The 7,597-nt window shown below is 51.2% G+C and carries 8 protein-coding genes; 2 read left to right on the forward strand and 6 right to left on the reverse strand.

The features are described 5' to 3' along the window. Positions 1 to 56: 56 nt before the first annotated feature. The gene (locus HYU99_08670; protein ID MBI2340419.1) at positions 57 to 2,540 is read right to left on the reverse strand and encodes a marine proteobacterial sortase target protein; all 2,484 of its coding nucleotides are present in this window, start codon (positions 2,538 to 2,540) and stop codon (positions 57 to 59) included. Between the two features lie 120 nt (positions 2,541 to 2,660). Between HYU99_08670 and HYU99_08675 the strand changes: the two genes are divergently transcribed. Together HYU99_08675 and HYU99_08680 are read left to right on the forward strand one after the other, a co-directional pair. Then, a complete protein-coding gene (locus HYU99_08675) occupies positions 2,661 to 2,918 on the forward strand; it encodes an acyl-CoA-binding protein (GenBank protein ID MBI2340420.1) in 258 nt (85 codons plus the stop codon). Between the two features lie 21 nt (positions 2,919 to 2,939). Further along, positions 2,940 to 3,698, forward strand: coding sequence for an SDR family oxidoreductase (locus HYU99_08680; protein ID MBI2340421.1), 759 nt, complete (start codon positions 2,940 to 2,942; stop codon positions 3,696 to 3,698). Positions 3,699 to 3,809: 111 nt separating this feature from the next. Here HYU99_08680 and HYU99_08685 read toward each other — a convergent pair whose 3' ends face one another. From HYU99_08685 to HYU99_08705, 5 genes are all read right to left on the reverse strand, one after another. After that, positions 3,810 to 4,445, reverse strand: a complete 636-nt coding sequence (locus HYU99_08685; protein MBI2340422.1) for a HipA N-terminal domain-containing protein — start codon at positions 4,443 to 4,445, stop codon at positions 3,810 to 3,812. Then, positions 4,414 to 5,349, reverse strand: coding sequence for a HipA domain-containing protein (locus tag HYU99_08690; protein ID MBI2340423.1), 936 nt, complete (start codon positions 5,347 to 5,349; stop codon positions 4,414 to 4,416). Before HYU99_08690 ends, HYU99_08685 begins: the two co-directional genes overlap by 32 nt. 119 nt (positions 5,350 to 5,468) lie before the next feature. Further along, positions 5,469 to 6,422, reverse strand: a complete 954-nt coding sequence (locus HYU99_08695; GenBank protein MBI2340424.1) for a DUF882 domain-containing protein — start codon at positions 6,420 to 6,422, stop codon at positions 5,469 to 5,471. A gap of 10 nt (positions 6,423 to 6,432) precedes the next feature. Further along, positions 6,433 to 6,966, reverse strand: coding sequence for a hypothetical protein (locus HYU99_08700; GenBank protein MBI2340425.1), 534 nt, complete (start codon positions 6,964 to 6,966; stop codon positions 6,433 to 6,435). Continuing rightward, positions 6,933 to 7,597: hypothetical protein (locus HYU99_08705; protein ID MBI2340426.1), on the reverse strand; the 665-nt coding region annotated here is incomplete at its 5' end. The genes HYU99_08700 and HYU99_08705, both read right to left, overlap by 34 nt.

The raw sequence follows: 7,597 nt of genomic DNA on the forward strand, positions 1-7,597 counted from the left end.
GATCCGATCATGGCGGTGTGGCTTGGCGGTCACATTTAACCTCCTAATATTCCGTTTTACTCGACCCGAAATGTCACCGCCTTCACAGTCACCACAATACTTCCCACTTTTTTCACCTTCACGACATAGATGCCGGGTGTCTTGAGATTGAAGAATTTCGCCAGATCGATCTCAAAGGTTTTTGTCTCGCCCGCACCAATCTTCGCAAGAGTCCCTTTCTGACCATTCGCCTGCAGACGCAGGCCTACCGGACCGATCACCTCCAGCTCAACACCGCGGGGGGACAACTCGACTTCGAGCTCCTTGCCCGCGGTGTTGGTGAAGGTGATTTGGAGGGTCACAGGAGAACCTGCCTGATAAGAGAAGGAGTCGGTCTTGACGCCGTTGGGGGGCACCGAAGTCTGACTGCTTGTTGCCCGCTCCTTGTCGCCGTTGGGGGGCACCGAAGTCTGACTGCTTGTTGCCCGCTCCTTGTCGACTCCGGCTTCTTGGCGAACATACTTTTTGGACTTGGCCTCCATGGGAGCCGGAGCGACGTTGTTAAGGACGCCATACCCACCGGTGTCCCCATCGTCCTTTTCACCAAACACCCCCTGGTAAGAAACCCCCTGCGGCATCTCGATCGGCACCTGCACCGTTGTGACCTTTCCATTTTCGTTGACGATCTTTTCTTCCACCGCCACAAATGACGTATATTGGCTCATCAGATGATATTCCAGCGCGAGGTTGGTGATTTTTTGGACGACATTCGATTTTTCGCCGCCGTAATTCTCCCGCGATAGATCGGCAATCCGCGTCCGCGCCCAGACCGACGCGATACTCGAATTTTCATTCTGCTCATCGGGAAGTGCCACCGGCACTTCTTTTTGCCACGGTTTGCCGCCAAGTTTCCCTTTCAGTGTAATCGTGCCTGCGCCGTCGCCGGAAAAACGTCCATGAACCACCACCGGCTGGGCCGAGAAGAGATCGGGAATTTTTTCGGGATAGATGTCTTTTAGTAAGGGCGAACGGCCGTTCGCCCCTACAGTTTCAATCGACAAACCGGTCAGAAACGGCTTGGAGATTCTTTCATAGAACTTCGCCACCGCCCCTTTGGTCTCTTCATTCAATGTTACATACGTGACCGCCCCCCGGCCGACGCGGGCCATCTCCTCCAAAAGATACCGGTTGACCGAGGACCCCACCCCAAACGAGAAGACGCGGGCGTCGTTTCTCTGGTCTTGAATCGCGGCAAAAATTTGCGACTCATTGCCGATGTAGCCGTCGGTCATAAAAAGGACAATCCGCAGACGCGATGGATCGCGCCCAAACCCAAGCGCGGCGTTCACCCCTTCCATCATTAAGGTGCCGCCCCCCGCCTGAATCTGGTCGATAAAGGCCAACCCCTTCTGCACATTGTCCGAACTATTCAACAACGGCTTGGTGGAAAGTTCCTTCACGTCCGAATTGAAGAGAATGATCTTGAACGTGTCGTTTTGATTCATATGCCTCAAGGCATAGCGCATCGCCTCTTTTGCCTTGGCAATCGGCTCGCCGCTCATCGAGCCGGAGGTATCGACGACAAAAACCATCTCTTTGGGGGTTACTTGTGTGTCGGGAATTTCTTTGACCGGCGGGACAATCAATGTGAAAAATCCATCCTTCCCCTTTTCGCGATGGGTTAAAAACCCTGTTTCAACGGAGTCGCCAGCGACACCATAGCGGAGGACAAAATCCTTGTTCGGGATGGAATCGAACGGCCGGAGTGTCACGACTGCTTTGGAACCCTGCTTGCTGTCGACCTTGATTTGATGCGTCTCCGAAGAAACATCCTGGAGGGGAACACCGGCGTCGATCGCAACCGAGACTTCAATATCATGACCGGAGCGGGTTTTCGGTTTCAGATATGGCGGAGTGATACGCGAGGCATCGGGCACCAGATCGGTATCATCCGCCCATCCCCGGCTGGATTTGGAAACCGGCTCGCCCGGAATAAATCGCGGCCCCACGACCATGGGAAACATAAATTCATAACTCCCCTTCTCGTAAACCAAAACTTCGACATACTTCAGCGTCACCTCGATTTCGTGCCCCGGCATGATGTTGGCCACCGACTGGGTGAAAATATTCGGCCGCTCCTGATCCAACAGCGATGCGATCTTTCCCTGATTTTTCGCCTCTTCATATATTTTGCGCGCCTCCTCGCGGAGTTTGATCTGGCCGTGAATAGTCCGGTCGCCGATTTTCATGAACATCTCGCCCACGGCGGCATTTTGGGGAAGGGGAAAGACATAGATTGCCTCGATCGGATCTTTGGATGGATTTTGGAAGGTTTGGGTGACCGTCACTTCAGAAATAAATCCGGCGATTTTTGCGGAGACCTTTGTATGTTTGAGTGGGAGGTCGGCCACCGGTTTTCCCTCCTGCCCCAAGGCGCGCATGACCCCCTGGGTGATTTCGGAATGAAGGTCTGAGGCCAGGGCTGTGACAGACGCGGACAAAAGGACCGCCCCCAACGGCAGAGAAGACAAAAGGGTTCTAAAAATTTTTTTGAAATTCATTTTTTTCTCCCGATTAAAAAACATACAGACTGCCAGAACGTGGAGGGGAAAAAAGAGGGTTTAAAAAACTCTGGAATATGTTCGGCAGTTCCTGATAGAGGCGACATAAAGGAGAATAACATGGCTATCGAAGATCAATTCAAACAGGCATTGGAAAAGCTTAAAACCCTGCCGGCGCAACCCAACGACGTCATGCTCGATCTCTACAGCCTCTACAAGCAATCCACCGTCGGCGACGTCTCCGGAAAAAAACCGGGGATGTTCGACATCGTGGCCAAGGCGAAATACGAGGCGTGGGAGAAGCGGAAAGGGTTGACCAAGGATCAGGCGATGCAGGCCTATGCGGCGCTGGTGGACGAACTGGCAAAGAAGGTCTGACCGGCTAAGGAGGATACCTTTATGCCCGACTATGGAATCAAAGACAAAGTGGCCGTTGTCACCGGAGCCGCCGGCAATGGCCTTGGGCGGGCCGATGTCATCGCCCTGTCCGCCTGCGGATGTAAAACAGCCGTTCTCGATATCGCCCCTTGTGACGAAACCATCAAAATAATTGCGGACAAGGGGGGTATCGCCAAGGGTTATACGTGTGATATTTCAAAAACGGATCAAGTCACCGAAACGGTGAAGAAAATCAATCAGGAACTGGGACCGGTGGGCATCCTCATTAATAACGCCTCCATCCTTACCACCGTCGGGATGTTCGGTGATATTCCGGTGGACCGCTGGAATCGCGATATCGAAGTCAACACTATCGGCACCGCCAACATCACCCGCGCCGTCTGGCCGCAGATGATCCAGCAAAAATGGGGGCGGATTATTATGATGTCCTCTATTGCCGGCACCAGCGGCGGTTTGGGGCAGACGAGTTATTCGACAACCAAGGCCTCGGTGATTGGCCTTGGCAAGTCGCTTGCCCTCGAAGGGGCCCATGCGGGCATCACGGTGAACATCATCGCGCCGGGGGTGATTGAAACGGGCATCGTCGGCTTTATCCGGGAGGACATGCGCGACCGGATGAAAAAGGCGACCCCCTTGCGCCGCTTTGGCCGGCCGGAGGAAATCGCCGACACAATCGCGTTTTTATGTTCGCAACAGGCGCGCTACATCACCGGACAGGTGATCGGCGTGGATGGGGGGATGGGGCTGTTTGTGTTTTGAAGACGGCAAAGGCGAGAAAGCAGAGATCAGAGAGCCGAAAGCGGAAAGCAGATGATTAATCTGATCTCCGCTCTCCGCTTACTGCTTTCTGATTTCTCGCAGTTGCCGCAGTTACCGTTTTTCAGAGAAATACTCGCTTAGCTTGGCCGCCGTCCCGCCGGGAAGCTTCTTGTTCGTTTTTTCAAGCTTCCACAGGGCAACTTCGGGAAAGGTCAGGAAAATCTCGATAAGATTCAGAATATTTTTGTCTTTGCTTTTTCCATTCAATATCCGTTGTACGCTCAACTGGAACAGATCAAACGCCGTCGCAATATCCCAGGCCGACAGATTTAGCTCACCGGCAAAGTTTTTTAGTCTTTCGACAATATCCTGACCCTCTTGCCAGACAGGCTCGAAAACAAAAGTGGAAGGCCCTCTCCTGCCGATTGACGTCAGAAGAATAATCGGGTTCTTCTCTTTGGGGGAAATGCCCTGTGACTCGCAATACTCCTCATAGGCCGGATTTGCCCTTGGGGGAATCCGGTCCGCAAATGAGGCAAAAAGCCCCTTGTCGCCCCGATGAGTCTGTTTTTTCAGGCCCAACTCCGGCCCCACGGCGATGGCGTTTTTCGACCGCCAGTACTTCTTGTCGTAGGTGAATTTCCACGTCTTGTCTTTGGGATCGAACAGAAGAGTCCCCACAAGCGTTTTTCTGCGTTTTGTTTCCGAAAACACCTCAAGCTGATTTGGATCCTTGTTCAATTGCATTTTTCATCTCCTCGTATCTTCGGGCCAGAAGCCGACTGAAGGCGCTCTTCATTAAATCCGAGCAAGCGCTGTTCCAGACCAAACCAAGTATTTTATCGATGTCCACCCTGGCGAAAAAATCCCGCACTGAATCTTCATGATTCAAACGCCGAAATTCCCCTACGTAGTCTTTTGCCGTCGGTTCCTTTGAATTTTTTGTCCATATTTTCCCTTTTGGCGCGAATTCCGCCTGCAAAATTGTTCCCGTTTCGATCCCAAGGGCCGAAGGATTGTCATAAATCGGCGCCAGTGAATTTCCCTTGGGGGTGGCGATAAATGCCAGATTCCGGCCATGGCGGTCGTGATTCCCAATAAGGGAATCAAAAAGACATGCCCTGACAAAAATATCCACATCATAGGGCCGACTCGTTTGGGCAATTACATTGGCAATGGTTGCACAATCGTAACGATCGGTCTCCGATAGATAGTGATAGATATGGTTGAGCGTCGCCGTGGTGGACCTTTTGACAAAATTCTTTGTGACGAAGGCCCGCTCCCCATGGAATTCGATATGATAGAAATCGGGAACCGGAAGCCCTGTCGACCGGGCAATTTGGTTACACACAAACTCGACGTCCGGCAGTTCGGGAGCTTCCTCCTGTTTCATCTTGAAGATGTACGAGTCACCAGCGAGGATGGCGGAGTATTTGCGAAACTTTCCGTGAAAAAAGCTGGTGTTCCACCCTTTTGTCTTGTCACTGGCCTTCGGAGCGCCACTTTCCGACCGGCGTTCAATGCCGGTAAATTCTTCCGGTTTTTCAAGGCCAAACCACGAGACAAAACAAGGCTCATGAAGCCCATACCACGGTGTAGAGCCGGTCTCTAAGGGGAGCAGGCATTTCAGGCACTTTTTTGAATCGGTCATATACGTGGCTATTCTACTTTAATATATAAATATATCAAGTAAATATTGATATATAAATATATCAATACTTTAGTGATATATAAATATATCAGCAATAAATATGATTTTTCAACGGAAAATCAAAGACTAAGAAGCGTAGAATTTGCATCTTTTATCACAAACGGCTTGGACGCCACGCTGGGGGGTGTCATTTCGGTCACCGGATCGCAAAACTCCACTTCAACATTCAACTTGCCTCCGGGTGCTTTTAAATCTTCCGGGATCTTCCAGGTAATCAACCGTGCCTGTCTTCTTTCTTCCAACGAAACGCATTCTTTTCCTGAAATCTCTTTTTTGAATTCGGGCATAAAGGAGTCAATGATTCTGCCACCCTTCTTTAATTTGAACGGGATTTTCACCCCGAACGGATAATCGCTCACCCCCGAAAAAAAGAGACGCATTGTCTCACCGGCGTAATAGATGTCCTTGTCGGGTGAAAGATAGATGTTTCGATTGAGCGGGGGGACATCTTCTTTCGGCAGGGCCGTCTCGGCGGTCCAGAAACGGGGTTTGCCCGAATCGACATGGACCTCCTTCCCTCCATAAATGCCGATGCCGCAACAATCGAGACCTTTCACATGTTCCCAAATTTCCTGCGGACCGGCGCCCCCGGCAGGGCCGGTGCCAGGAAAAATCAGATCGGCCGCCATTCCTTCCATGTGATAGCTCGTTTTCGCGGCCAGCTTTCCTTTTTTCCGCAGACTCGTATTGGTGGCGGGGCTCCGGTAACCGGAACGAAGCGTGAGCGTTTTGTCCGGAGTAAACCTGTCCTGCAGATAATCGATCATCGAAATGAGGCGGAGGCAAATCCCCTCCCCCAAGATTGCGCTCGGCATACCGAAGAAGGCATCGATTTTTTTGAGTGCCGAAGGAGAATAATCCCCGTTGTTTAACCGGTAGGTAACGGAAAGTGTCCCCCGCCTTCCGGCCAGATCGATCTTCCCGTCCCCTTCATAAAAATACCGCCCCGGCCCGGCGGCCACGGCAGAGGCGCCAACGGACATGACCAACAGAATGACGATGAATCTAATCAAATAAGGTTTTTTATTTCCCCGTATTCACCAACCGGTAATCCTCAAAGGATATCTCTCTGCAGTGGGCAAAAACATTAAACCCCCCTGCCCGGATGCAAAGAACTTCTCCGCTAAAAGGGGACACTTTCTTGATGCGGAATGTGTTCTGCCCGGTATAGGCGATAATCACAGCGGGGGCATCGGCGAACAGGATGAACTCGTTGTTGACACCCCCATAAGTGGAAAAAATCCCGTCGACCGTCAGCTCCTTTTTCAGGCCCACTCCTCCCACCACGTCGACCCCCGTCGTAATACCGTTTTCCATGGCCTGCATGATCGCCAATGCCCTTTGAGAATTGACCGGCGTTGACACATACGTCGCCTCCATCGCCTGCATGGCTTGCAACGCCGCTCCGGGGGCCGTCACCGTCACAAGCTCGGCCGTGCCGGCCAAAGGCGCGCCGGATTTGCCGGCCAAAAACAAAGCCGACACCAGAGGAAGAAAAAAAAGAAGCGTCTGCTTTAAGCCCTTCATTGCGGTGTTTTTTGAACGTAGTTCGAACATTTTTTGAGCAAAACCCCACTTAAGGAAGCCAGCCCCGCCACTGCTCGACAAGCTCGCCACACCACAGAAAAATACTCTTTGCTCTTTTCATTTTGCGCGCGCCCGATTTCTTTTTCTCCTAATGAAAAGAGTATTTTTCTGTGGTGTTCTGCCTTCCAAGTATTCAGGCAGGTGGCGGGACTGGCCTCATTTTGATTTGGCAAGAGAAAAGCGGAATTCCCCCCAAACCCCCCTTCCGCTTTTCTCTTGCTCAAACGGAACGGGAACGGAAGCAGGCGGGCAAAAATTCCTTCCCCCCAACCCCCCTCCTTTTTGCCCCTATCAATTTTTTCAGGATTTATCCAATCAATAAAAACCGATTTTGATTTTCCGAAAGCTAAACCAAAACGGGCATTTGAAATCAGGTAGCATTTTTTCCTAGTTCGCGTAAGACCGACAATCAGTTGGCAAATTTCGTTGTCTGTTGGATTGGGGGCACTTTTCGGAAATTCTCCGTTATTCATACCTATCAAAAAAACATAATTTGCCGACATTCCTTTTGATCCGTTGATTGTGGTCATTTTTATTGAAACGCTGGTATCTTCTACTTTATCACCTTGATTTTCATCCTCTGGGTCAATATTCAAAAACT

Source organism: Deltaproteobacteria bacterium (assembly GCA_016183175.1).
Taxonomy (GTDB): Bacteria; UBA10199; UBA10199; order UBA10199; family SBBF01; genus JACPFC01.